The sequence below is a fragment of the Kitasatospora sp. NPDC101157 genome (assembly GCF_044768255.1).
Classification (GTDB): domain Bacteria; phylum Actinomycetota; class Actinomycetes; order Streptomycetales; family Streptomycetaceae; genus Kitasatospora.
Genome location: NZ_JBIWPL010000001.1, coordinates 299,093 through 321,162 on the forward strand (window position 1 = coordinate 299,093; position 22,070 = coordinate 321,162).

22 protein-coding genes are annotated in these 22,070 nt (G+C 72.0%); 17 read left to right on the forward strand and 5 right to left on the reverse strand.

The genetic code is table 11. The features are described from left to right. Positions 1-45: 45 nt before the first annotated feature. A complete protein-coding gene (locus ACIRVF_RS01355) occupies positions 46-597 on the forward strand; it encodes a SigE family RNA polymerase sigma factor (protein WP_402812072.1) in 552 nt (183 codons plus the stop codon). Then, a complete protein-coding gene (locus ACIRVF_RS01360; protein ID WP_402812075.1) occupies positions 594-1,388 on the forward strand; it encodes a hypothetical protein in 795 nt (264 codons plus the stop codon). The genes ACIRVF_RS01355 and ACIRVF_RS01360 overlap by 4 nt, the downstream gene beginning before the upstream one ends. A 120-nt stretch (positions 1,389-1,508) precedes the next feature. On the opposite strand, the gene msrA is transcribed toward ACIRVF_RS01360, so the two are convergent. Then, positions 1,509-2,174, reverse strand: a complete 666-nt coding sequence (gene msrA / locus ACIRVF_RS01365; RefSeq protein WP_402812078.1) for a peptide-methionine (S)-S-oxide reductase MsrA — start codon at positions 2,172-2,174, stop codon at positions 1,509-1,511. Positions 2,175-2,290: 116 nt separating this feature from the next. On the opposite strand from msrA, the gene ACIRVF_RS01370 reads away from it, so the two are divergent. Then, positions 2,291-3,445 carry a cystathionine gamma-synthase gene (locus ACIRVF_RS01370; protein WP_380412411.1) on the forward strand — a complete coding sequence of 385 codons (1,155 nt, stop codon included), beginning with the start codon at positions 2,291-2,293 and terminating at the stop codon, positions 3,443-3,445. A 15-nt stretch (positions 3,446-3,460) separates the two neighbouring features. Here ACIRVF_RS01370 and ACIRVF_RS01375 read toward each other — a convergent pair whose 3' ends face one another. Next, a complete protein-coding gene (locus tag ACIRVF_RS01375) occupies positions 3,461-3,943 on the reverse strand; it encodes a MarR family winged helix-turn-helix transcriptional regulator (protein WP_402812082.1) in 483 nt (160 codons plus the stop codon). A gap of 186 nt (positions 3,944-4,129) precedes the next feature. On the opposite strand from ACIRVF_RS01375, the gene ilvA reads away from it, so the two are divergent. The 3 genes from ilvA to ACIRVF_RS01390 all read left to right on the forward strand — a co-directional run bounded on the left by ilvA (position 4,130) and on the right by ACIRVF_RS01390 (position 7,468). Further along, positions 4,130-5,341, forward strand: coding sequence for a threonine ammonia-lyase (gene ilvA, locus ACIRVF_RS01380; RefSeq protein WP_402812085.1), 1,212 nt, complete (start codon positions 4,130-4,132; stop codon positions 5,339-5,341). 173 nt (positions 5,342-5,514) lie between these two features. Then, positions 5,515-6,603 (forward strand): ATP-binding cassette domain-containing protein, encoded by a 1,089-nt coding sequence (locus tag ACIRVF_RS01385; RefSeq protein ID WP_402812087.1) that lies wholly within the window; start codon positions 5,515-5,517, stop codon positions 6,601-6,603. A gap of 1 nt (position 6,604) precedes the next feature. Then, entirely contained in the window at positions 6,605-7,468 is an 864-nt protein-coding gene (locus ACIRVF_RS01390; RefSeq protein ID WP_402812090.1) for an ABC transporter permease, read from the forward strand. A gap of 170 nt (positions 7,469-7,638) precedes the next feature. Here ACIRVF_RS01390 and greA read toward each other — a convergent pair whose 3' ends face one another. After that, the gene (greA, locus tag ACIRVF_RS01395) at positions 7,639-8,139 is read right to left on the reverse strand and encodes a transcription elongation factor GreA (protein WP_030286600.1); all 501 of its coding nucleotides are present in this window, start codon (positions 8,137-8,139) and stop codon (positions 7,639-7,641) included. Between the two features lie 365 nt (positions 8,140-8,504). Then, positions 8,505-8,918 (reverse strand): DUF4307 domain-containing protein, encoded by a 414-nt coding sequence (locus ACIRVF_RS01400; RefSeq protein WP_402812092.1) that lies wholly within the window; start codon positions 8,916-8,918, stop codon positions 8,505-8,507. Between the two features lie 242 nt (positions 8,919-9,160). Here ACIRVF_RS01400 and mca point away from each other — a divergent pair, with 242 nt between their 5' ends. The 4 genes from mca to ACIRVF_RS01420 all read left to right on the forward strand — a co-directional run bounded on the left by mca (position 9,161) and on the right by ACIRVF_RS01420 (position 12,891). Beyond that, positions 9,161-10,066: a mycothiol conjugate amidase Mca gene (gene mca, locus ACIRVF_RS01405; protein WP_402812095.1), complete on the forward strand. Its 906-nt coding sequence runs from the start codon at positions 9,161-9,163 to the stop codon at positions 10,064-10,066. Positions 10,067-10,114: 48 nt separating this feature from the next. After that, positions 10,115-10,306 carry a hypothetical protein gene (locus ACIRVF_RS01410; RefSeq protein WP_270144532.1) on the forward strand — a complete coding sequence of 64 codons (192 nt, stop codon included), beginning with the start codon at positions 10,115-10,117 and terminating at the stop codon, positions 10,304-10,306. Positions 10,307-10,530: 224 nt separating this feature from the next. After that, positions 10,531-11,691 (forward strand): sensor histidine kinase, encoded by a 1,161-nt coding sequence (locus tag ACIRVF_RS01415; protein ID WP_402812098.1) that lies wholly within the window; start codon positions 10,531-10,533, stop codon positions 11,689-11,691. Between the two features lie 219 nt (positions 11,692-11,910). Next, a complete protein-coding gene (locus ACIRVF_RS01420; RefSeq protein ID WP_402812101.1) occupies positions 11,911-12,891 on the forward strand; it encodes an ArsR/SmtB family transcription factor in 981 nt (326 codons plus the stop codon). 22 nt (positions 12,892-12,913) lie between these two features. On the opposite strand, the gene ACIRVF_RS01425 is transcribed toward ACIRVF_RS01420, so the two are convergent. Further along, positions 12,914-13,570, reverse strand: coding sequence for a response regulator (locus ACIRVF_RS01425; protein WP_402812104.1), 657 nt, complete (start codon positions 13,568-13,570; stop codon positions 12,914-12,916). Between ACIRVF_RS01425 and lanKC the strand changes: the two genes are divergently transcribed. The 7 genes from lanKC (at position 13,569) to ACIRVF_RS01460 (ending at position 22,046) form a co-directional block, all read left to right on the forward strand. Next, entirely contained in the window at positions 13,569-16,370 is a 2,802-nt protein-coding gene (gene lanKC, locus ACIRVF_RS01430; RefSeq protein ID WP_402812107.1) for a class III lanthionine synthetase LanKC, read from the forward strand. The genes ACIRVF_RS01425 and lanKC overlap by 2 nt on opposite strands. A 6-nt stretch (positions 16,371-16,376) precedes the next feature. After that, a complete protein-coding gene (locus ACIRVF_RS01435) occupies positions 16,377-16,463 on the forward strand; it encodes a class III lanthipeptide (RefSeq protein WP_402812935.1) in 87 nt (28 codons plus the stop codon). A gap of 53 nt (positions 16,464-16,516) precedes the next feature. Next, a complete protein-coding gene (locus ACIRVF_RS01440; RefSeq protein WP_402812937.1) occupies positions 16,517-16,603 on the forward strand; it encodes a class III lanthipeptide in 87 nt (28 codons plus the stop codon). A 55-nt stretch (positions 16,604-16,658) separates the two neighbouring features. After that, positions 16,659-16,745: a class III lanthipeptide gene (locus ACIRVF_RS01445; protein ID WP_402812940.1), complete on the forward strand. Its 87-nt coding sequence runs from the start codon at positions 16,659-16,661 to the stop codon at positions 16,743-16,745. 102 nt (positions 16,746-16,847) lie between these two features. Then, a complete protein-coding gene (locus ACIRVF_RS01450; protein WP_402812109.1) occupies positions 16,848-18,800 on the forward strand; it encodes an FtsX-like permease family protein in 1,953 nt (650 codons plus the stop codon). After that, on the forward strand, positions 18,797-20,068 hold the full coding sequence (locus ACIRVF_RS01455; protein ID WP_402812942.1) for an MFS transporter: 1,272 nt from the start codon (positions 18,797-18,799) through the stop codon (positions 20,066-20,068). Before ACIRVF_RS01450 ends, ACIRVF_RS01455 begins: the two co-directional genes overlap by 4 nt. A gap of 4 nt (positions 20,069-20,072) precedes the next feature. Continuing rightward, positions 20,073-22,046: a prolyl oligopeptidase family serine peptidase gene (locus ACIRVF_RS01460; protein ID WP_402812112.1), complete on the forward strand. Its 1,974-nt coding sequence runs from the start codon at positions 20,073-20,075 to the stop codon at positions 22,044-22,046. Positions 22,047-22,070: the final 24 nt, after the last annotated feature.

The window sequence follows — 22,070 nt, forward strand, 5'->3', positions numbered from 1 at the left end:
CCGGGCGGACCGAACCTCGCGGTCCGCCCGAGGAGTCGGATGGGTGTGAAACGCGAGCAGAGACAGCGACAGGACGCCGAGTTCAGCGCTTTCGTCGCCGGTAGCGGTCGCCAACTGCTGCGGCTGGCGGAGCTGTTGACCGGCGATCCGGAGCGGGCCAAGGACATCGTGCAGTCGGCGCTGGAACGCGCCTACCTGCACTGGCACCGGATCACCGGCGACGACCCCACCGCGTACGTCCGCCGGATCGTGGTGAACCAGCACCGCGACTGGTGGCGCCGGCTGCGCAACCACGAGCTGCCCACCGAGCGCACCCCCGAGCGGCCGCTGGCCGAGGACCTAGCCGAACGGCAGGCCGAACGGGCAGTGCTGCACCGGGCGCTGGCCGCCCTCACCCGCCGGGAGCGGACGGTCGTGGTGCTGCGGTACTACGGGGACCTCACCGAGGCCGCCGTCGCGGCCGAACTGGGAATCGCCCGGGGCACCGTGAAGAGCACGCTCAACCGGGCGCTGTCGAAGCTGCGCGCACACCCCGAACTCGCCGACCGCACGGGCGGCCCGGCGGGTGCCACGACGCACATCGAGGTGACGGTATGAGCTTCGAGGACCGACTCGGAGAGCTGTTCAGGAACGAGTACCCGCACGCGGCCGGGCCGGAGCCGGCGGCGGTCATCGCCGGCGCCCGGCGGCGGCGCGCCCGCCGGAGAGCGGGGGCCGGGGCGGCCGCCCTGGCCGTGGCGCTGATCTGCGGGGCGACGGCGGTGACGGCGGGCGGTGGCCGACCGGCGGGGGGCGCCACGGCCGAGGCGGGGGCGGCGCCGACCCCCTCCGCGGGGACGACCGCCCTGGTCCCGGCGGCCTCTCCGACCGCCGCTGCGACCCCCACGACGACCTCGCTGCCGCTCTCACCGGTGCGGCAGGTCGCCCCCGGGGAGAAGATCCGGATCGTCGACGGGGGCGAGATGTGGGTCACCGCGAACGAGAAGTGCGACAACTACCGGGTCGACGGCGTCTGGGGATCCGGAAGCGGCTGCCGGGACATGCGCAGCGACAACCTGGAGCACGACAAGCCCAACATCGCCGCCCAGATGCACGGCGACCGGGACCGGTCCGTCGTGGCCAGCTTCTACATCGGTCCGACCCCGGCCCGGATCGTCGCGTTCTACGACGGTAAGCCGACCGTCGCCACGCTCGTCACCACCACCGGAATGAAGGGCTGGATCGGCTACTACGTCGTCCTGCCCCCGATGCCGGTGCCCGATGCGAACCGGCACCGTCCGCCGGCCGCGCCGGCGCTCGGGGCGTACGACGCCGAGGGCAGGCTGCTGGCGACGCTGTCCGGCTTCGCGGCGGACGGCACCGAGGTGAAGGCCCCGGACCGGCTGTGACCGGGCCCGGTGACCTCGCGTAGTCCGCGAAGCCCTGCCGGTCGACGATCGCGCGGGCCTCGTCGCCGACCGTCCGGGCGTCCTGCCCGGCCGGGCTCCGACCGGGCAGGACGGTGGGGGTCAGCCCTGGGTGCGGGCCACGCCGATCGGGCAGGAGGCCCCCGTGCCGCCCAGACCGCAGTACCCGTTGGGGTTCTTGGCGTCCGACAGGTACTGCTGGTGGTACGGCTCGGCCGGGTAGAACGGGCCGGCCGGGGCGATCTCGGTGGTGATCGGGCCATAACCGAGCGCGGTCAGCGAGGGCTGGAAGGCGTCCCGCGTGGCGGTCGCGGCGGCGGCCTGGCCGGGGGAGTGGGTGTAGATCGCCGAGCGGTACTGGGTGCCCACGTCATTGCCCTGACGGTTGCCCTGGGTGGGGTCGTGGGCCTCCCAGAAGGCCTTCAGCAGCCGCTCGTAGGAGACCACCGCCGGGTCGAACACCACCCGGACCGCCTCGGTGTGCCCGGTCAGCCCGCTGCACACCTCCTCGTACGTGGGGTGGGGTGTGTGCCCGCCCTGGTAGCCGACCAGCGTCGTCCAGACGCCGGGCAGCCGCCAGAACGTGCGCTCGGCGCCCCAGAAGCAGCCCATCCCGAAGTCGGCCACCTCCAGCCCCTCCGGGTACGGGCCGGTGAGCGGGTGGCCGAGCACGGTGTGCGGCTCGGTCAGCGTGAAGCCAGGGGCCTGGCGGCCGGGCAGCGCCTGGTCGGCGGGGACGAGCGAGGTCTTGTGGCGGTTGAACAGCACGGCCTGCTCCAGCGGGGTAGGAAGGGTTGCCCAGGATTCAACGCACCGGACCGCCCGCGGATTCCGTCCACCCGTTCCGGCGAGCGCGAGGGCGTACGGCCGTTAGGCTCGGAGCCATGACCGAGCACCAGCTTCCCCACGGCTTCGAGACCCTCGCCATCCACGCGGGTCAGGAAGCAGACCCCCAGACCGGGGCCGTCGTCACGCCCATCTACCAGGTGTCCACCTACAAGCAGGACGGGGTGGGCGGCCTGCGGGGCGGCTACGAGTACAGCCGCAGCGCCAACCCGACCCGCACCGCGCTGGAGGAGTGCCTCGCGGCGCTGGAGGGCGGCGCCCGCGGCCTCGCCTTCGCCTCCGGCCTGGCCGCCGAGGACACCCTGCTGCGCACCATCCTCAAGCCGGGCGACCACATCGTGATCCCCAACGACGCCTACGGCGGCACCTTCCGGCTGTTCGCCAAGGTGCTGACCCGCTGGGGCGTCGAGTTCTCCGTCGCCAACACCCAGAAGCTGGACGACGTCCGGGCCGCGCTGCGCCCCAACACCCGCGCGGTGTGGGTGGAGACCCCCTCCAACCCGCTGCTGGGCATCACCGACCTGGCCGGGCTCGCCGAGGTCGCGCACGGCGCCGGCGCGCTGCTGGTGGTCGACAACACCTTCGCCAGCCCGTACCTGCAGCAGCCGATCTCGCTCGGTGCGGACGCGGTCGTGCACTCCACCACCAAGTACATGGGCGGCCACTCGGACGTGGTCGGCGGTGCGCTGGTGCTGGCCGACGCGGGCCTCGGCGAGGAGGTCGCGTACCACCAGAACGCGATGGGCGCCGTCTCCGGGCCGTTCGACGCCTGGCTGGTGCTGCGCGGCATCAAGACCCTGGGCGTCCGGATGGACCGGCACAGCTCCAACGCGGAGAAGGTCGCCGAGCTGCTGAGCAGCCACCCCAAGGTCAGCCAGGTGCTCTACCCGGGCCTGCCCGAGCACCCCGGCCACGACATCGCCGCCAAGCAGATGAAGGCCTTCGGCGGCATGGTCTCGTTCCGGGTCGCCGGCGGCGAGGAGGCGGCCGTCGAGGTCTGCAACCGCGCGCAGCTGTTCACCCTGGGTGAGTCGCTGGGCGGCGTGGAGTCGCTGATCGAGCACCCCGGCCGGATGACCCACGCCTCGGCGGCCGGTTCGCCGCTGGAGGTGCCGGCCGACCTGGTGCGCGTCTCGGTGGGCATCGAGTCCGTCGACGACCTGCTGGCCGACCTCAAGCAGGCGCTCGGCTGACGGCGTCGGCGGTTGTCACTGCCCCTGCTGGTCCGCCGTGTACGACTCCATCGCGAGGTTGAAGCGGGCCAGCAGGGCGCAGAACGCCTGCTGCTCCTCGGGCGGCCAGTCGGCCAGCAGGCGGCGGGTCAACTCGGCCCTCCCGTTCCGGACTTCGGCCAGTCGGCCGGTGCCGCAGGAGGTCAGTGCGAGCCGTACCGCACGGCGGTCGGCTGGGTCCTGCACCCGGCCGACCAGCCCGGCCGCGACCAGCGGGGCGACCTGGCGGGTCACCGTGGAGGAGTCCACGCCGAGCGCCTCGGCCAGCGCCTTGACGTTCGCCGGCCCGTGCCGCTCCAGGCGGTCGAGCAGCAGGTAGGCGGCCCGGTCCAGCGTGCCGACGCCGCCGCCGGAGGTCCGGACCTGTTCCATCCGGCGGGCGAACACCGCCAGCTGGTACTGGAGTTGGGTGTGCACGGGCTCGGTTCGGTCAGTGGCCTGGGGCGAGGTCGTCGTCATCGCGGCTCACGATCGTCATGCGGTGAGAGAAGCTCAGAACCAGCAGCGTACGCGGGCGGAGCGGGCCCGGGAACAGGCCCGACGTCCCGGATTGAGAGCGTGCGCCTCCCGGCCGGAGGCCGGGGGCCACCCCGGCGCCGTGCGCTGATCCGGCCTGCCCCGCACGGGGCGGCCTAGGCTGGGATCATGCACAACTGGCCGATCACCCTCGACGACGTCCGCGGCGCCCAGAAGATGCTCGCCGGGGTCGCCCGGGTCACCCCGATGGAGGGCAGCCGGCACCTGTCCGGGCTGATCGGCGCGCCGGTCCACCTGAAGTGCGAGAACCTCCAGCGCACCGGCTCCTTCAAGCTGCGCGGGGCGTACGTGCGGATCGCGGGACTCTCGCCGGTGCAGCGGGCCGGCGGGGTGGTGGCGGCGAGCGCCGGGAACCACGCCCAGGGGGTGGCGCTGGCGGCCTCGCTGCTGGGGGTGCACTCGACCGTGTTCATGCCGGTCGCGGCGCCGCTGCCCAAGGTCGCGGCCACCCGTGAGTACGGCGCCGAGGTGCGGCTGCACGGCACCACCGTGGACGAGGCCCTGCAGGCCGCGCAGCGGTACTCGGAGGCGACCGGGGCGGTGTTCATCCACCCCTTCGACCACTGGGACGTGGTCACCGGGCAGGCGACCGTCGGCTTGGAGATCCTGGAGCAGTGCCCCGAGGCGCGCACCATCCTGGTCGGGGTGGGCGGCGGCGGGCTGCTGGCCGGGATCGCGGCGGCGGTCAAGCCGCTGCGGCCGGACGTCCGGGTGATCGGGGTGCAGGCGGCGGCCGCGGCCGCGTACCCGCCCTCGCTGGCGGCCGGGCGGCCCGTGACGCTGGAGCACTTCGCCACCATGGCCGACGGGATCATGGTCGGGCGCCCCGGGGACATCCCCTTCGAGGTGGTCAACACCCTGGCGGACGGCATCCGGACGGTCTCCGAGGACGCCCTGTCGCGGGCCCTGCTGCTCGGCCTGGAGCGGCTGAAGCTGGTGGTCGAGCCGGCCGGGGCGGCGCCGATCGCGGCTCTGCTGGAGCGGCCGGACTCCTTCGAGGGCCCGGTGGTGGCAGTGCTGTCCGGCGGCAACATCGACCCGCAGCTGATGCAGCGGGTGCTGCGGCACGGGCTGGCCGCGGCCGGGCGCTACCTGTCGCTGCGGGTGCGGCTGGCGGACAAGCCGGGCTCGCTGGCGGACCTGCTGGGGGTGCTGTCCGGGGTGGACGCCAACGTGCTGGACGTCGCGCACGTCCGGACCGACCCGCGGCTGGGGCTGACCGAGGTCGAGGTGGACCTGCACCTGGAGACCAAGGGGCCGGAGCACTGCGCGCTGGTGGTGAGCGAGTTGCGGGACGCGGGGTACGTGGTCGCGGGCTGAGCGCCGCTTCGGAATCCCGCCCCTGAAATCCCTTGACGCGATGTATCGCGAGTTGCCACACTCGCGATACATCGCGTTCTGTTTCGGTGATCGGGAACCGAGTCGCCCGCGTGCCCGAACTGGGGGCAAAGTGGGACAGACCGCCACATTCGTCCGAGGAGATGAGGCAGGCCATGGCGCCAGCCATCCAAGCCGAGAACCTGGTCAAGACCTTCGGCGACGTACGGGCCCTGGACGGCGTCAGCCTCGACGTCCCCGAGGGCACGGTGCTCGGGCTGCTCGGCCCGAACGGGGCCGGCAAGACCACCACCGTGCGGGTCCTCACCACCCTGCTCCGCCCTGACTCCGGCCGCGCGGTGGTGGCCGGGGTCGACGTCCTCGAACACCCGGACCGGGTCCGCAGCCTGATCGGGCTGTCCGGCCAGTACGCGGCCGTCGACGAGTACCTGACCGGCTTCGAGAACCTCACCATGGTCGGCGAGCTGTACCAGATGCGCACCCGCGACGCGAAGGCCCGCGCGCTGGAGCTGCTGGAGTGGTTCAACCTCACCGAGGCCAAGGACCGCACCGCCAAGACGTACTCCGGCGGCATGCGCCGCCGTCTCGACCTCGCCGCCGCGCTGGTCGTCCGGCCGCCGGTGATGTTCCTGGACGAGCCGACCACGGGGCTCGACCCGCGCAACCGGCTCGCGCTCTGGGAGGTCATCGAGACCCTGGTCGAGCAGGGCACGACACTGCTGCTGACCACCCAGTACCTGGAGGAAGCCGACCGGCTCGCCCACGACATCGCGGTGGTCGACCACGGCCGGGTGATCGCCCGCGGCACGGCCGACCAGCTCAAGGCGCAGATCGGCGGCGAGCGGATCGAGGTCGTGGTGCACGACCCGGGCCTGGTCACGGACGCGGTCGCGGCGCTGTCCGGGTACGCGCTCGGCGAGCCGACGGTCGAGCGGAACACCCGGAGGATCACCGTGCCGGTCAGCGGTGGTGCCCGGCTGCTCGCCGACGCGATCCGCGAACTGGACGGCCGGGGCATAGAGATCGACGACATCGGCCTGCGCCGCCCGACGCTGGACGACGTCTTCCTCACCCTCACCGGCCATGTCGCCGAGGCGGTCGAGGAGGACGGCGGCACCGGCGCCAAGGGTCGTGGCCGGGGCGGCCGGGGTCGCGGGCAGGGCGGCGGCACGGGCGGCGCCGGTGGCGACGGCGGTCAGGGACCGGACCAGCAGCAGGCCGTCACGGCCGGAACGGAGCGCTGAGATGAGCATCGGCACGGCCACCGAGCACGCCATCGGCGGGGCGGTACCGACGCCCCGCCGGGGCCTGTCCGCGACCCTGCACGACTCCTGGGTGGTCGCCAAACGCAATCTGCGCAGGATGTCCAGGATTCCCGAGATCGTGGTGTTCGGGCTCATGCAGCCGGTCATGTTCGTGCTGTTGTTCTCGTACGTCATGGGCGGGGCGATCAAGATCCCCGGGGCGGACTCCAGCTCCGACACATACATCCAGTTCCTGATGGCCGGCATCTTCGCCCAGACCGTCACCTTCGCCACCGCCGGCGCCTCGGCCGGCATCGCGGAGGACATGACCAAGGGCCTGGTGGACCGCTTCCGCTCGCTGCCGATGGCCCGCTCGGCGGTGCTGGTCGGCCGCACCCTCGCGGACCTGTGCCAGACCGCGTTCACCGTGGTCGTGCTGGCGCTGGTCGCACTGGCGGTCGGCTGGCGGATCCACGACGGGGTGCTCAACGCGCTCGGCGCCTTCGGCCTGCTGCTCCTGCTCGGCTACGCCTTCTCCTGGATCGGTGCGCTGATCGGACTGTCGGTGCGCAGCCCCGAGGCGGCCACCTCGGCCGGGCTGATCTGGCTGTTCCCGCTGACCTTCGTGTCCAACGCCTTCGTGCCGGTGAGCTCGATGCCGGACTGGCTGCAGGGCGTCGCGTACTGGAACCCGTTCAGCGCGACGGTTCAGGCCTGCCGGGACCTCTTCGGCAACCAGGTCGGGCCGGTGGACAGCGCCTGGCCGATGCAGCACGCGGCGCTGGTGTCGGTGCTGTGGTCACTGGCGATCACGGCGGCGTTCTCCTGGCTGTCGGTGCGCAAGTACCGCTCGGCCGTGGGGTGAGTGCCCTGCTGGGCTGAGCGCCCTACTGGGCTGAGCGCCCTACTGGGCTGAGTGCCCTGCTGGGCTGAGCGCCCGGATGGGGTGAAACGTCACTGCGGGAAACACCCGAGGGCGGCCGTGGAGTCCTTCCGGAGCTCCGCGGCCGCCCTCGGCGGTGTTCGGGGGCCGGGTCAGCCGGCGTGCGGCACGACCTTGACGATCTTCACCATGGCCGGCTTGCCGTTCGGCAGCTCGTAGGTGGCCTCGTCGCCGATCTTCTTGCCGTCGATCGCGCGGCCCAGCGGCGACTGCGGGGAGTAGACGTCCAGGTCGTCGGCGCCCGCCACCTCGCGCGAGGCGAGCAGGAACTCCATGAGGTCGTCCTCGTCGCCGTCGAAGGCGACCGTGACGACCATGCCCGGGGCCACCACGCCGGAGTCGGCGGGGGCCTCACCGACCTTGGCGCGCTCCAGCAGCTGGGTCAGCTGGCGGATGCGCAGCTCGTACTTGCCCTGCTCCTCCTTCGCCGCGTGGTAGCCGGCGTTCTCCTTGAGGTCGCCCTCCTCGCGCGCCGCCTCGATCTTCTGGGCGATCTCGATGCGCCAGGGCCCGGTCAGGTGATCCAGCTCGGCCTTGAGCTGGTCGTAGCCGGCCTGAGTGAGCCAGGTCACGTTCTCACTGGTCTGGGTCACGGGTGCTCCTCGTAGGTGCTGGGGCTGTGCTGAGGGTGTGAGTCGTCAGCAGGGTCGTCGGTGATAACGGTCGTAACTACAAAGCAACGCCCGCTCCCGTACCATCCGGTGCGGAAGGGGCGAAACCACGAGCCTAACAAGTCCTGCCGACAAGCGGGAGAGGCGTTGTCGTGGCATTGACGGTGGCGTTGCGCCACGGTGTACGGGGACCGGGAGCGGGACTTCCTACGGATGCCCGTTCTGCCGGGCGAGTATGCGTCCCCGGGCGGTTCCGGGCCCGCTTCCCGTCCGTGTTCCGTCCGCTTTCCGTCCGCTTTCCGTCCCCGTTCCGGGCGTGTCCCGGGCGTGTCCGGTCCGCTCGTCGGCTACTTCGCCGGGGTGCAGCCCAGCAGTTCGGCGGTGGTGCCGCGGGCGGTGGTGCGCAGGGTGACGGTGGCGTCGTAGCTCGACCCGGCCGCAGGGACCGGGAAGTCGGCCACCCCGACCACCGCGTGGTCGTCGCTCTGCGAACGGACCGTGCAGCTGCCGGCGGTACCGTCGCTCTTGCTCACGGACAGGTGCAGCTGCACCTCGGAGTCGGAGAGCACCTGGAAGGTCGGCACCGAGCCGTTGATCTTCGACTCCCGCAGCAGGTACGAGCCGCCGAGCCAGGCGATCAGCCCCAGTCCGAGCACACCGCAGACCGCGCCGACCACCTTGAGGCGGCGGTCCGACTCGCCGTCGCCGCGCCGGCCGTAGCGTCCCTCGGGCAACTGCGTGGCGGTGCTCTGTGCCGTCATCGGACTCCGTCCTCTCCTAGGGAGGGGCCGCGCGGGCGGTGCAGGGGAATGCGACGGTCCTCCAGTCCGTCACTATAGGAGGGGCGCGCCCGCGGCCGGTCCGGCGGGGGCGGGGCTCGGCCTCGCCGGGGACCGGCGCCGCAGGCCGGCCTTGCGGCGACGCGGTCCCGAAGTGAGCGGTTCGTACGGTGGGCAGACCCGACTTCGCGGAACGCCCGATGATGTGGAAGGAACGCAAGGCGTTGACTGAGCAGTTGCGACTGATGGCGGTGCACGCCCACCCGGACGACGAGTCCAGCAAGGGCGCGGCCACCATGGCCATGTACGTCGAGCAGGGTGTGGACGTGCTCGTGGCCACCTGCACGGGGGGCGAGCGCGGGTCGGTTCTCAACCCCAAGCTGCAGGGGGACCCGTACATCGAGGAGAACATCCACGAGGTGCGCCGCAAGGAGATGGACGAGGCGCGGGCCATCCTCGGCGTCAAGCAGGCCTGGCTGGGCTTCGTCGACTCCGGCCTGCCGGAGGGCGACCCGCTGCCCCCGCTGCCCGAGGGCTGCTTCGCCCTGGAGGACGTCAAGGAGGCGGCCGAGCCGCTGGTCCGGCTCATCCGCGAGTTCAAGCCGCAGGTCATCACGACCTACGACGAGAACGGCGGCTACCCGCACCCGGACCACATCATGACCCACAAGATCACCATGCTGGCCTTCGACGCCGCGGGCGACCCGGACGCCTACCCCGAGGCCGGCGAGCCCTGGCAGCCGCTCAAGCTCTACTACAACCACGGCTTCCCGATGGGCCGCATCCGCGCGCTGCACCAGTACCTCACCGAGCACGGCCACGACTCCCCGTACGGCGAGTGGATCGCCGGCTGGGAGAAGAGCGGCCGCAAGGAGCGCGAGATCACCACCCGGGTCCGCTGCGACGACTGGTTCGAGACCCGCGACCGCGCGCTGATCGCCCACGCCACCCAGATCGACCCGGACGGCCCGTGGTTCCGCGTCCCGCTGGAGGTCCAGCGCGAGGTCTGGCCCACCGAGGACTACGAGCTCGCCCGTACCCTGATTGACGTGGACCTCCCGGAGGACGACCTGTTCGCCGGGCTGCGCACTCCCAGCCTGGTGGCCGAGGCCGCCGACACGCGCGACTGACCCACCCCCGACGGCCCGGCTCGGCGTGAGCCGGGCCACCATAGAGATATGAGTGCCCCCGTGAACCTCATCCACCTCGCCGCCGACCTCGCCGTCGACGACGCCAAGGTCACCCCCGGTCTCCTGGGCTTCGTCGTCTTCGCCGCCCTCGGCGTGGCGACGTGGTTCCTGGCCAAGTCGATGAACCGGCAGTTCAAGAAGGTCGACTTCACGGAGGAGCCGGAAGCCCCGAAGGAGTGACCCACCCCGCCCGGTGGGTGAGGCCGTGACGACCGCCGGGACGGCTTCGGGGAAGCCGTCCCGGCGGGCCGTGCGCCTTCGTAGGATCTCGAACCATGACGTGGTCGTGGCACACCTTGGCGCGCAGAGCGGGGTACGGTCTGGCCGCGACGGGGGTGATGGCGGCCGCGATGACCGGGCTGGGGGACCCGGGACCGCTGGTCGCCGGCTCCGGGGCGACGGCGGTGATCGCCGGGCTGTTCCCGGTGCTGTGGGCCCCGGGGAGGATTCGCGTGGTCGGCCCGTCGGTGCTGACCGCCTGCCTGGTGTCGCTGCTGGTGACCATCTGCTACCGGGGCCCGGTGTCCGACCGCACCGAGTCCTGGTGGCTGCTGGAGACGCTCGCGTTGCTCGGCCCGGTCATCCCTGCGGTGCGCAGGCCTCCGGCGCTGACCGCGCTGGGGTACGGCGGGTTACTGGTCCTCGCGGCGGCGTCGGTGCCACTGCGGGTCGGCATCTGGGCCGTCCCACCGGCCCCGCCCGGGGCGACGGTCAAGCTCTGCCTGAACTCGGCCCTGCTGACCTGCGCGGTGGTGGGGGTCGGCTGCTACCTGCGCGCGCTGGACACGCGGGCCCGGAGGGCGGTGGCGGCCGAGCGACGGGCACAGCGCCTGGATCTCGCCCGTGACCTGCATGACTTTGCCGCGCACGACGTCACCGGGGTGGTCGTACTGGCCCAGGCCGCACAGGTGCTGGCCCAGGAAGACCCCCAGCAGGTGGTCCGGTTGTTGGCGGGAATCGAGGCGGCGGGCCGACAGGCTCTGGTCACCATGGACCGGACCGTGCAGGTCTTTGCAGCGGACGATGACGACCCGCGGCCGAGGGGGCGGTTCGGGGCGTCCCACCCGGCGAAGCGGGGAGTGCCGGACAGGCGCAGCCACAAGCGTGACCTCAGCGAACTGCCGGCACTGGCAGACCGGTTCACTCGCAGCGGCTCCGCCCGGGTGCGGCTGGTGGCCCCGGTGGACGGTGATGTGGCGGCGGTGCCGCCGGCGATCAGCAGTCTCGGTTACCGGGTGGTGGTGGAGGCGCTGACCAATGTCCGTCGGCATGCGCCTACGGCTCGCGAGGTGGAGGTCGTCGTCGGTCCGGTTCGCGACGCCGGTCGGAGGGCCCTGCGGATCGTGGTCATCGACGACGGGGTACCGGGGAGTGACGTCGACGTGGAAGGCTCAGGCGGCGGGCTGGGTGGGGACGAGCGAGAGGGCGGCGGCTTCGGGCTCGCGGCCTTACGGGAACGGGTGGAAGCGGCCGGTGGCGACCTGGTGGCTGAGCCGGGGCCGGAGGGCGGCTGGCGGGTCGTGGCGCTTCTGCCGACGGAGGGCGTGGCGGGGCTCGGGGACTGATCGGCTCGGACAGCGGATTCGGGCTGTTCGGTCAATCCAGCATGTTCGGCCGATTCGGTGGCCCGCTCAGTTGACCTGCCGGACGTATGGGCCGATCGGCCGATGGCGGCGGGGTGTGATTCGGGCGAGGATGGCGGCACGGCGGCCAGGAACATGATTTCCGGGGCCGTCATGCCGGACGGGTCTCGATCGGGGGGTCAGCTTGTGATTCGCATTGCCATGTCCGCCGAGGATTTGGGTCGCGTACGAATTACTGAAACTGTCGACCAGGAGGTGGAGGCGGTGCTCGCTTTGGAGGCATGGCGGGCCGGCGGTGAGTTTTTTCGGCCGTGGCAGAAGGCTGTCCGCGGACGGCTGGCGCGGCAGCCGGTGCTGGCCGAGCGGTTGGGTCGCCTTTCGGGAGCGAGCGGGGCCTTTCGGGATGTTCTGCGGACGTGGGCGAATGGCCGAATCGTGCCATCCGGGCGGAGCGTTCGGATGGCGCTGTCGCACACCGAACTCACCGAGACGGTTCGGGAGTTCCATCGACTGGCGGTGATGCCCTGCTGGGCCGACGTCCGGGACGGGCTGGAGGCCGAGCGGGACAACTGCCGTCAGATCATCGGCAGCAGAGGCGTGGATGCGCTGCTCGGCACACTGCATCCACAGATTCGTTGGAGCACCCAGGTGTTGGAGGTTCCTGCCGAACAGGACATCGAGCTTTCCCTCGATGGATTGGGACTGCGGCTGGCGCCGTCGCTGTTCCTGCAACGCGCCGGGGTGCTGCTGCGCTCTCGGCGGGACGAGCCCGACGAGGCGCCGACCCTTTTCTTCGCGATGCGCCCCGACCGGATCGGCGCCCCCGCGCTGGCCGGTGCACCGGAGGTGACGGTGCCCGCCGCATGCGGTGGGCAGAAGCCGCTGGTCGCTCTGGTCGGTCGGACTCGGGCGGCGGTCCTGCAGGAGGTGTTGGAGGGCTGCACCACTGGCGAGTTGGCCGACCGGATCGGGGTGAGCGCCTCAGCTGTCAGCCAGCACACCACCGTGCTGCGGGCGGCTGGGCTGATCGACACCCGGCGTAGCGGCAACGGGGTACTGCACACCGTCACTCCGTTGGGGCGACTGCTGTTGCGCGGCGAGACCCGGCCCGGCGGGATGGGGCGATGTCCGAGCGGCGCGGCGCCGCGACGGCCGGAGGGGCGTAGGCGGGCGCTGCGGTGAGGCCAGGCGAAGGCGTCGTCCGTCAGCCGCGTTCGGTCAGGCCCGACTCCCAGGCCCAGGTGGCGATGCCCACTCGGTTCCGTGCCTTCAACTTGCGCTGGAGATTGGCCAGATGGGTCTTGACCGTGCTCAGCGAGATGAACAGCTCCGCGCCGATGTCGGCGTTGGTCAGTCCCTCTGCGACCAGGACGGCGATCTCCTCCTCGCGGGTCGTCAGCGGTTCGATCGGGGAGCGGTCGACCCGGCGCGGGCCGGTGAAGTGGCGCAGTAGTCGGGCGGTGATCTGCGGGCTGATCAGCGAGTCGCCGGCTGCGGCCGAGCGGATCGCCTCGGCCAGCAGTGCAGGCCCGGAGTGTTTGAGCAGGAAGCCGCAGGCGCCGTTTCGCAGCGCCGTGTGCACGTACTCGTCGAGGTCGAAGGTGGTCACCACGACGACCCTCACCTCGGGGGCGATGCCGGCCAGTCGCCGGGTGACTTCGAGCCCATCCAGTTCTGGCATCCGGACGTCGACCAGAAGAACGTCCGGTCGTAGGGTGCGGACCGCTTCGAGGGCGGCCAGACCGTCGGCCGCCTCGGCCACGACCTCGATGTCGGGCTGAGCGGCAAGGATGTGCCGGAACCCCTGGCGGACGCTCGCCTGGTCGTCCGCGATCACGACGCGCGTTTTCATGAGAGTCATGATCGCACGGGTTTTCGGGGAGTCCGAAGCGAAGGCCGGGATTCCGCCAGGTATGCACCGGATTCAGTTCCTGCTTAACACGGTTGTCACGTGGCGGGTGGGCCGGGAAGGATGGTTCCTGGCAGAACCGAACGCCGGGGAGGCGCCGATTGTTCGAAATTTCCGGCGAAAACCGGAATGGTATTCACGGAATTCGAAGATGGGGGGTGGCGGCGTGGATGCGAAATACGAGTCCTATGCGATAGCCGACCCGGTGTGGTACGACGCTCTGGATCGGTGCGACGACCGCGACTCCCGGTTCGCTCCGGGCGGGAGCTCGCTCCCGAAGGGTTGGTGCAGCCGCACCCAGGGCGTGTGGGAGGTCCTGACACCACCCGGCGGGTCGGCACTACCGGCGCAGGGCTGGAAGGTTCACATCAGTGCCACGCCGGACTCGGCAGGGGAAACGATCGAGACCGCGTGGCGTGTCTGTCGTCGACTCGGGCTGCCGTGGAAGTACCTGCGCAGCCGGCTGGTGGTCGCTGTGGTGAATGCCAAGTACGCCGACCGGTCCGCGAGTGGTAAGGCGGTGACCGTCTACCCTCGGACGGTCGAGGAGTTGGGGACCGTTCTCGCCGAACTGGAGGCGGAACTGGCGGGCCGCCCCGGGCCGTACGTCCTGTCCGACCTGCGCTGGAACCAAGGCCCGGTGTCGGTCCGTTACGGGGGTTTCGCCCTGATGTGGTGCGAGCTGCCGGACGGCAGCAGGGTACCTGCGGTGAAGGACCCGGAGGGGCGGCTGGTCCCGGACGCGCGGCGTCCGCGCTTCACCGTTCCGGAGTGGGCCGAGATCCCGGACTTCCTGGGTGAACTGATCGCCGCAGCCGGCGCCCGCACCGGGGCGACGCTGGGAGGCTACCGGGTGGTTCGGGCACTGCACTTCTCCAACGCCGGTGGGGTCTACCTCGCCGAGGACGAAGACGGTCGACCGGTCGTCATCAAGGAAGCCCGCCCGCACGCCGGCCTCGACGCTTCGGGGACGGACGCGGTAGCTCGCCTGTTGGTCGAGCGGGATGTCCTGGAGAAGGTCGGCCGCCTGCCGTTCGCACCGACACTGATCGAGTACTTCACCGCGTGGGAGCACCACTACCTGGCGATGGAGTACATCCCTGGTGAGACCTTCAGTGCCTGGCTGGGCCGGGAGTACCCGCTCACCCGGCACCGCCCGGACGCCCGGGTCCGGGCCGGTTTCGCCGGTCTCGCCGTGGCGCGGCTGGCGCAGGTCGAGGAGTGCGTGGCGGCGCTGCACCGCGAAGGGGTGGCCTTCGGCGACCTCCACCACCGAAACATCATGATCCGTCCGGACGGCACCATCGCACTGATCGACTTCGAGCTCGCGACTGCGCTGGACACTCCGAGACGGGCCACTCTGGGCGCCCCGGGCTTCATGGACGGCGCCATCGTCGACGCCCGCGAGGCCGACCTGTTCGCACTCGGCTGCTGCCAGCTCGCTGCCCTGGTCTCGTTGACGGCGCTGACCAGGCGCAATCCGGCGGTGGTCAGCCGGCTTCTGGACCTTGCCCGGGAAGACTTCCCCACGCTGCCCAACGGCTTCACCGAGCGGATGATCGAGCGGCTGGCTCTCTCCCCTGCCCTGCGGCCGTACCTCGTGGGGCGATCCATCGATGAGGTCCGGTCGAGGACCGGCACCCCGTCGGCACTCAACGCCGCCACCTTGTTGCGCGGCATCGACCGCGCGGCCACTCCCGGGCGCGAGGATCGCCTCCACCCCGGCGACGTGGCAGGGCTGCGTCCCGGTGGCGCGCTCGGGCTGGCGTACGGCTCGGCCGGCGTGTTGCTCGCCCGGCATCTGGCGGGTGCCGCGGTGGACGAAGCGCAGCTCGGCTGGCTCGCCGCCGCCGCCCGGCGGGCCCCGATCGACACCCCCGTGGGGCTGTACGAGGGACTGGCCGGAACCTGCTGGCTGTTCCATCAGCTCGGCCACCCGGACGCCCCGAGCCTCGTGGACCGGCTGTTGACCGGCCCACTGCCGGAGTCACCCGGCTTGTACGGCGGCCTGACGGGTGTCGCCCACCTGCTGTTGGAGGTCGGTGCCACCGACGAGGCGCTCGGATTGGCTGCCAAGGCCGCTGGGCGGATCGGCGAGGCGGGACTGCTGGACCGCCCCGGCCTGCTGCGCGGCTGGTCCGGACCGGCAGTGCTGTTCGCCCGATGCGCGCGGTTCACCGGCGATGCGGCCTGGGCGGAGGCTGCCGAGAGTGCTGTTCGATGCGATCTGCGGCACGGCCGCATGGTCGGCGACATGCTGCAGACGCACAGCTCGGGCCGGCTGCTGCCCTACCTGGCGGAGGGCTCGGGCGGGGTGGCGCTGGCCGCCTTGGCACTGCCTGCCGTGCAGGCCGAGGCGCTGGGCGTCGATCGGCTACTCGAAGCCGTGGCCCGGGCCGGTGCGGTCCGCGTCGTGGTTCAGGGTGGGCTGTTCAACGGCAGAGCCGGGCTCGCCTATGTCCTCTCGTGCATCGCCCGCCGAGTGCCGGGCTGGCAGGCCGAGGTGACCGAGCAACTCCGCTTGCTGGAGATGCACTTGGCGCCGTATGAGGACGGACACGTGCTGCACGGGGACCAACTGGTCCGGCTGTCGACCGACCTGGCCACCGGCTCCGCCGGCGCCTTGCTGGCGCTGGAAGCCGCTAAGAGCCCCGGGCGTCACCTGCTGCCCGGCGCCCACCCCTCCAGCGGGTGGATGCCGGAGCGGGCCGGGCCCGGTACCGGAACCCGACGAGACGGTGGAAGGAGGTGACTGGAAGTGGCCGAGGTTCTCGCGCTGCAGGAGCTCGACGAGGAGATCGTCGTCGACGCCCCGTTCAGCTCGGTCAGCATGTTCAGCTGCTGACGCCGGTCGCCCGGCGTCACGTCCCGACGAGCGAGTGAGGGAGGTGACTCGAAATGGCCAACGTTCTCGCGCTGCAGGAGCTCGACGAGGAGATCGTCGTCGACGCCCCGTTCAGTTCGCTGAGCTACTGGAGCTGCTGACGCCGGTTGCCCGGTAGGTGACCGGCGTGACGAGTCCGAGAGGGGGTGACTGGAAATGGCCGAGGTTCTCGCGCTGCAGGAGCTCGACGAGGAGATCGTCGTCGACGCCCCGCTCAGCTCGTACAGCCTGTTCAACTGCTGACCTGTGTGGTCCGGCAGTACCGGGTGAAGGGAGGGGAAGGCCGCGGTGCATGCGGCCTTCCCCAACTCTTCATCCTATTAACCGTTTTGGGGTGAGATAACCGTGATCGTGACATCGGAGTCCATTTCTCGCCGGAGCGGCCAGCTCGGCGGGCTGCGCCTCAGCGTCGCCGAAGTGCGGGCGTACCCCGGGCGGGTCATCGGCGTTGCGGTCGCCTGCGCGCTGACCGCGACCGGGGTGGGCGCCTGCTTGGTGCTGCTTGCGGCTGTGAGCAGCCCGTCCTACCCCGAAGGTTCCGCGGCCGCCGTGGCGGCCCGCGATGCGCAGAACCTGCTGGGCCTACTGCTCTCGATGCTGTTGATGTCGGCGGTGCTGGTGACCGGCTCCACTGTCGCGCTCTGGACCAACCAGCGGCTTGGGCAGTTCGCCGTGCTTCGGGCCCTCGGGGTGACGGCGGGTCGGCTGCGGACGCTGGTTGCCATGGACGTCGCGCTGGTTGCGCTCGGTCCGTCCGCTGTGGCCGCTGCAGCCGGGATGGCACCGGCAGCCGGGCTCGGGCGGCGGCTGCTGATCGACCGCGAGTTGTTCCCCGCCGAGGTCGAGCTGCCGTCCGCAGGGCTGACCCTGGCGATTGCACTCGGCGCGTGCCTGGGCACCTGCGGGGTGGCGGTCCTGGCCGCGCTGGCCAGCGTGCTCGCGGCCGGGCGGGTCCAGCCGATCGACTTGCTCAAGGACCAGTCCCTGGCCCTCGCTCCGCCGCGTCGGAACCGGGCCCGACTGGCGGCGGGCGTTGCCATGGCGCTCCTGCTCTGCGGGCCGATCATCGCCCTGGCGGTCGTCGGGGACATGCCCGGGGTGTACCGCGCCGCCCTGGTGTCGGCGCTCGCGTTGACCGTCATCCCCACCCTCGCGGTGCTGGCGCCCTGGTTCGTGCCGCTTCTCACCGGCCCGTGCTGCGTCGTGCTGCGGCTGGTGGACCGCAAGGCCGGGCGGATCGCCGCTGCGGGGCTGCGGGCCGCACCCGCCCGAACGGCCGCGATCGCGGTGCCCGTCCTGCTGGCCGTCGGGACCGTGGTCTGCCTGCTCGGTTCCGGGGCCACCATGGGCGCCGCCGTGCAGCAACAGACCGAACAGGCGCTTCGTGCCGACGCAGTGGTGACCGCGGAACCGGGCCACCGGCTGCCTGCGCAGCCAGCCGGACTGCCCGGTAGCGCGGTCGCTCCGGTCGCCACCGAGGTGACCGCGCCACCCGGTTTCTACGACAACAAGCCCCGGCCCGTCCGTGCCTGGGGCGCCGACGGCGCGGCCCTGCAGACGGTCCTGGACCTGGACGAACAACAGGGCGGACTGGCGGGGTTGGCGGACGGGACCTTTGCTGTCGGAGCCACCCAAGCAGCCTCGCACGACTGGAAGGTCGGCCAGAGCGTCACCCTCACGCTCGCCGACGGACATCCGGCGCAGCTGCGGTTGGTCGCCGTCTACCGCCGCGACCTGGCCTTTCCCTCCTTCGTCCTGCCCAGTGCCCTGGCCCTGGCGCACACCCCGGCCCCGTATGCCGACCGGGTCCTGCTGCACGGCGATCCGGGGGCCTGGCCGCTCCAACCCGGTCAGCGGATCGCCGACCGGGACGACTACCTGGCCCACCTGCGGCCGCGTAGCGTTCAGGACGACATGGCGTCCCGGCTGATCGTCGCGGTCGTGGCGGGCTACGCGCTGCTCGCCCTCGCCAATACGTGTGCCCTGGCTCAGCGTGACCGCCGGGCTCAGCGAGCGCACCTGAGGGCGCTCGGCCTCGGCAGGCGGCAGCTGCTGCGGTGCGTGGCGTACGAGGTGCTGGCCGCGGCGTTGGTGGGGGTGGTGCTGGCGGTCGCCACGGCGGGGATCTGCCTGCTGCCGCTGGCTCGGGCGGTCGGCCAGGGTCCGCTGCCCGCCCTGGACGTGCCGTGGACGGCGGGCGTGCTGCTCGCAGTTCTGGTTGCCACGGTCGGCCCGGCGACGCTCGCGGCACGTCCGCTACGGGGCATCCGCCGGCAGTTCGCGGCAGGCTCAACGTGAGCGGGGAGAGCGGCCGGGCCCTGGGCCGGTCGTTCTGGCTGCTGTACGGCGGTGAGTCGGCATCGGCTCTGGGCACTGCCGCCTCGGTCGTCGCCCTGCCCGTGGTAGCCCTGCGGACCAGTGGTGACATTCGGCTGGCCGGGCTGGCCGGGACGGCGCTCTCGGTCGGCGTGCTGCTCGCTCGGCTGCCGGCCGGGGCCGTCGCGGACCGGTGCGAGCGCCGGACCTTCCTGCTGATCTGTGACCTGTCCGGGGCAGCGGTGCTGGCTGCCCTGGCGCTGCTGGCCTCCGGTGGTGCGGTCACGCTGTGGGCAGTCCTGACCGCCGGGTTGCTGCTCGGCGCGGTTGGCAGCGCCCTGGCGCCCGCCGAGAACGTGGTCGTGCGTTCCTTCGTCCGGCCCGAACAGCTGCCCCGAGCGCTCGCACTGTTGCAGACCAGGGCTGCCATCGCGACCATTGCCGGCCCGTTGGTCGGCGGCGCATTGTTGGCCGTCCACCCGGCCTGGGTGTTCGCCGGCGACGCCGGCAGCTACCTGGCGGCAGCCTGTTGCACGGCACTGCTGCCGCGGGGCGTGGGTGACCGTTCCGAGGCCGGCTCGGCCAGGCCGGGGCTGTGGGCCACGCTGGCCGAAGGCGTTCGGTTCGTCTGGCAGGTGCCCTTCCTGCGGTACGCGGCGGTCAACGCGGCCGTCCTCAACCTGGTGTTCAACGGCCTGCTGATCGTGGTGGTTGCCGCAGGAGGGGATGTGCTGGGCGTCGGAGTGCTGACTGCCGCACTCGGCACTGGCGGGCTGGCCGGATCGGTGCTCGCGCCCGCACTGGCCCGTTGGCTGCCACCAGCCCGCGGCATCGCTCTGGGCACGGCTGTGGTTGCGCTCGTGCTGCCCGGCTTCGCGGTGACCCGGGGGCACTGGGTGGCCGTCCTGCCGCTCGGTATCGCGGCGGCGGCCGGGCCTGTGGTCACCGTACTGATCGGGGTGGCCCAGATGGACATCACTCCACCGCGCTTGCAGGGCCGGGTGCACAGCGGAATCGGTTTCCTCGCGCAGCTGGTCGCGCCCGCAGGGCCGGTCCTCGCGGGCCTGAGCGCCCACACGATCGGGCTCACCGGCACGGTGGCCGGTGCGACGGCGGTCGTGATGGTCCTGGCCATGGTCGGTCTGGTCATCACGGCAGGTGGCACGAGTGGGCGGTCCTGCTCGGCCGATCCCCTTCGGGAACGACGGAACGACGACGCTGCGGAGGAAGCCGTTCGTGGCCGAACATGACGACGTGACGCAAGTCCCGGAACCGGCGGACCCGTACCGCTGGCTGGAGGATGCGGATGCCCCACGGGTCAGGGCCTGGCTCGCCGCCCAACGACGCCTGCTGGAGGGCCGCCCGCATCGGGGGGACGAACCGGCCTGGGCGGCCCTACTCGACCAGGTCGAACGAGAGGCGCCGGCCCGTATGCCCACCCCGCCCGCCGAGGCCGGCGGTTCGCTCTTCCGGCACGAGCGTGGTCCCGACGGCGACCGCCTGACCGTCCGACACCTTGATGGCACCCGACACTCGCTGATCGAGGCTGCCGACCGGCACGGAGATCGGATCGCGGACTGGCTCCCCGAGCCGGGCGGCCGATTCGTCGTCGCCCAACTGCACCGTGACGGCGGGGAGAACGGTGGTCTGCGCTTGCTGCCCACCGGTCCCGACGGGAGGCCCGGCGACGTGCCCGACGCGGCGCCGTACGCGACCCTCGCATTCACCGGGGATGCCCTGGTGTACACCGCCGGTACCCGGACCGAGCACAGCCTGGCGGCCCGTGACCTGGCTGACGGCACCACCCGCAGACTCACGCTGCCGGTGTCCGGTCCGGTCCGGCTCACCTTGCACGGTGGTCCCGGTGGCTTCCTGCTGCTACGCACCCGCCCTCAGCCGTCGGGGCCCGTACGCTGGTGGGCCACCCGGTGGACCGGCCGAACGGTGCTCGACTGGCAGCTGCTGGACCTGTCCCAGTGGCGGGTCACCGCCCTGGACGTGAACGAGACCGTCTGTTTCCTTGCCGCCGACCGACTGCTTGTGCTCGACCTGGCCGAGGTGGCCCGGGGCTCGGCAGACCGACCTACGGCCGCGGGGAGTAGCGCTGTCGACCGAGGCCCCGGCCAGATCACGGCTCTGCGGGTGCTCGGCCCCGGCCCGATACCTCGGCTGGCGGTGCTCCGCCGTGTGGGCACGGCCCACCGGCTCGACCTGCACCGACCTGGCGAGGCGCCGGACGACGCCACTGCTCTGCACTGGCCGGCCCGATTGCGCCTCGGCGCAGGCCCGTTCGACTCGCACGGACGGGTCGGCGGAGCCGTCTGGCTGCTCGCCGACGACCCCCGGTACGGCACCTGGACCAGGCGTCTCGACGGAGCCGGCCCGATCGTGTTGCCCGAGCGGCGGGCGAAGCTGCGGACGCTCACCGCAGCCGGCCTGGACGGTACACCGGTCCCCGTGACGGTCTGTGATCCCCAGCCACAGCACTGGAACCGACCCGTGCCCACCCTGCTCACCGTCTACGGCGGTTTCGGCATCGCATTGGAACCCAGCTGGGACCCGGCCCTGGAGGCCTGGCTGCGCGCCGGTGGCCGGATCGCCTGGGTTCACGCGCGGGGTGGTGGTGAATTCGGCCCCGCCTGGGCGGCCGCCGGGCGCGGCGCGGGCAAGAACGCCACCGTCGACGACTTCCGTGCCGCCGCCGCGATGCTGGTCGAGCGAGGCGAGGCCTCGGCCGGGCAGATCGGCGCGATCGCCGCGAGCAATGGTGCGCTGGTGATCGCTGCCACGATCACCCGGGAGCCCGGGCTGCTCGCCGCCGCCGTCTGTGTGGCTCCGCTCACCGATCTGGCCCGCTATCAGGTCGGTGGCCTCGGTCGGCTCTGGACCGCGGAGTACGGCGATCCGACTGATCCGCGTGCGCTGCGGGAACTACTCGACTACTCGCCGTACCACCAGGTCGTGGTCGGCACGGATTATCCGGCCGTGCTGTTCGCCACGGGAGCGGGCGACGCGCGAGTGCCGCCCTGGCATGCCTGGAAACTGTGTGCCGCCCTCGGCCGGGCCAACTCCGGCGAGTCGCCCATCCTGCTCGACCATCACGACGGCGGCGGACATCAGGGCCGTCCGGCGGCCGCCGGACGGGAACTGGCGGCCCGCTCGCTCGCGCTGCTGGGCGCCGCCACCGGCCTGAGAGCACCGACCGGCCCGACCGGACAGCAGCCCTGAAGTCGCCCGTGCCCAGCCGAGGAG

Bases quoted from the DNA above. Each gene is read 5' to 3' on its own strand.
- ACIRVF_RS01360 (WP_402812075.1), top strand. From the start codon at position 594: ATGAGCTTCGAGGACCGACTCGGAGAGCTGTTCAGGAACGAGTACCCG.
- ACIRVF_RS01370 (WP_380412411.1), top strand. From the start codon at position 2,291: ATGACCGAGCACCAGCTTCCCCACGGCTTCGAGACCCTCGCCATCCAC.
- ACIRVF_RS01375 (WP_402812082.1), bottom strand. From the start codon at position 3,943: ATGACGACGACCTCGCCCCAGGCCACTGACCGAACCGAGCCCGTGCAC.
- ilvA (WP_402812085.1), top strand. From the start codon at position 4,130: ATGCACAACTGGCCGATCACCCTCGACGACGTCCGCGGCGCCCAGAAG.
- ACIRVF_RS01385 (WP_402812087.1), top strand. From the start codon at position 5,515: ATGGCGCCAGCCATCCAAGCCGAGAACCTGGTCAAGACCTTCGGCGAC.
- ACIRVF_RS01390 (WP_402812090.1), top strand. From the start codon at position 6,605: ATGAGCATCGGCACGGCCACCGAGCACGCCATCGGCGGGGCGGTACCG.
- ACIRVF_RS01400 (WP_402812092.1), bottom strand. From the start codon at position 8,918: ATGACGGCACAGAGCACCGCCACGCAGTTGCCCGAGGGACGCTACGGC.
- ACIRVF_RS01410 (WP_270144532.1), top strand. From the start codon at position 10,115: ATGAGTGCCCCCGTGAACCTCATCCACCTCGCCGCCGACCTCGCCGTC.
- ACIRVF_RS01420 (WP_402812101.1), top strand. From the start codon at position 11,911: ATGTCCGCCGAGGATTTGGGTCGCGTACGAATTACTGAAACTGTCGAC.
- lanKC (WP_402812107.1), top strand. From the start codon at position 13,569: ATGATCGCACGGGTTTTCGGGGAGTCCGAAGCGAAGGCCGGGATTCCG.
- ACIRVF_RS01425 (WP_402812104.1), bottom strand. From the start codon at position 13,570: ATGACTCTCATGAAAACGCGCGTCGTGATCGCGGACGACCAGGCGAGC.
- ACIRVF_RS01440 (WP_402812937.1), top strand. From the start codon at position 16,517: ATGGCCAACGTTCTCGCGCTGCAGGAGCTCGACGAGGAGATCGTCGTC.
- ACIRVF_RS01445 (WP_402812940.1), top strand. From the start codon at position 16,659: ATGGCCGAGGTTCTCGCGCTGCAGGAGCTCGACGAGGAGATCGTCGTC.